Source organism: Micromonospora parastrephiae, assembly GCF_016802865.1.
GTDB lineage: Bacteria > Actinomycetota > Actinomycetes > Mycobacteriales > Micromonosporaceae > Micromonospora > Micromonospora parastrephiae.
The window spans coordinates 1-1,892 of the sequence record NZ_JAEVHM010000381.1 but is presented as its reverse complement, the minus strand read 5'-3'; the positions used below and the strand labels follow the sequence as shown (position 1 = coordinate 1,892).

Genomic DNA, 1,892 nt, shown 5'->3' with positions numbered 1-1,892 from the left:
GGCAGAGGACGGCTGGCCCGACGGCTGGCCGGCCGAGGGGTGGACCACGGCGTGGGGCCGCAGCCCGGAGTACGAGGGCGCCCCGGCGGCCTGGCCCTGGACGCAGGTCACCGAGGCGCTCGCCGGGTCGGCCGGCCTCGGGGAGGCCGGACCGGACGACGTCGACGCGGCCGACGGCCCGGGCGACCCCACCGTCACCCGGTTCCGCCGGCACCGCGCGGTCGCCTCGCTGGTGTCCGCGGTCGCCGACCGGGGACCGGTGCTGCTCGTCCTGGACGACCTGCACAGCGCCGACGGCGACACCCTGGACCTGTTGACCGCCCTTCTCACCGGCCCACGACCCGCCAGCGGGCCGGTACTGATCCTCGGCACCTACCGGGCCACCGAGATCAGCCCGGCGCTGACCGCCGCCCTGGCCCGAGCCGCCGGGCTGGAACCGGTTCGGGAGTATCTCGCCGGCCTGTCCGCGCCAGCGACCGCCGAGCTGGCCGGCGCCGTCGTCGGGGCGGAGCTGGACGCGGCCACCGCCCAACTGATCCACCACCGCAGCGGCGGCAACCCCTTCTTCGTGCGGGAGCTGGCCCAGTTGTACGCGGGCGAGGGCGACGCCGCGCTGGCAGCGGTGCCACCCGGGGTGCGCGACGTGATCCGGTACCGGTTGGCGCAGCTGCCCCCGCCCACTCGTACCGTGCTGCGGCAGGCAGCCGTGCTCGGCCGGGACCTCGACCCGCAGGTGCTCGGCGCGTTGGCGGACGACCCCTCGGCCGTGCTGGACGCCGTGGACCGTGCCCTACAGGCCGGCTTCCTCGCCGAGCGGGAAACCGACGGAGGGCTGCGCTTCACCCACATCCTGGTCCGCGACACGCTCTACGCCGACCTGTCCGCGCCGCGCCGTGCCGCCTGGCACGCGCCGTCGCCGAGGTGCTGCGGCAACGGGATCCCATCGAACCCGCCGCGCTCGCCCACCACCTGCTCCGCGCCGGTGGGCCGGTCGCTGCCGGTCGCGCTGCGGCGTACGCGCGCACGGCCGCCGAGCAGGCCGAACGGGGTGGCAACCCGCACGAGGCGGCCCGGCTGTGGCAGCAGGTGATCGACGCGTACGACCACGCCGGCGGGACGCACCAGCGCGAACGGTTGACCGCGCGGTTGGGTCTGGGGCGCGCGCTGGCCGTGACGGGCCGCCTGGCCGAGGCGCGGCGGCGACGGGCCGAGGCGATCGCCGACGCCGAGTCCGTCGGTGACCCCCGGCTCAACGAGGAGGTGCTGGCCGGCTTCGACGTGCCGGCCATCTGGACGCGCAACGACGACGACCTGCTCTCCGGGCGGATCGTCGCCGCCGCCGAGGATGCCCTGACCGCCCTCGGCTCGACCGGCTCGGCGCGACGCAGCCGGCTACTGAGCACCCTCGCGTTGGAGCTGCGCGGCACCGTCACCGACCGTGGCCGCCGGGCGGCGGACGAGGCCGAGACGATCGCCCGGACCATCGGCGACCCCGGGCTGCTGGCCTTCGCGCTGAACGCCCGCTTCATGCACGCCTTCCACCGGGTCGGGCTGGCCGGTGAACGGGCCCGGATCGGTGCCGAGTTGGTCGACCTCGCCGCCCGGCACCAGCTGGTGACCTTCGAGGTGCTGGGGCACCTGTCCTGGTCCAGGCCAGCTGCGCGCTGGCCGACCGGCCCGGCGCCGACGCGCACGCCCGCGCCGCCGACCGTCTCGCCGAACGGTACGAGCTGCCGCTGGTCGGCGTCTTCACCCGGTGGTACGCGGCGTTGCGGCTGGCGCTGGACGGCGAGTCGGCCGCGGCGGCCGACGCGTACCGGGCGGCTGCCGACCGACTGTCCGGCGACGGCATGCCGGGCCTGTCCCGTGGTTTGCTCCCACTCGCACTGCTT

The 1,892-nt window shown here is 76.4% G+C and carries 1 protein-coding gene and 1 pseudogene; both read left to right on the top strand.

The window, feature by feature from the left end; all coding sequences use genetic code 11:
• On the top strand, positions 1-1,090 hold a 1,090-nt coding region (locus JNW91_RS31205), incomplete at its 5' end, for an AAA family ATPase (protein WP_407664419.1).
• A pseudogene (locus tag JNW91_RS31200) lies at positions 1,087-1,892 on the top strand (hypothetical protein); the annotation flags it as partial. The gene JNW91_RS31205 and the pseudogene JNW91_RS31200, both read left to right, overlap by 4 nt.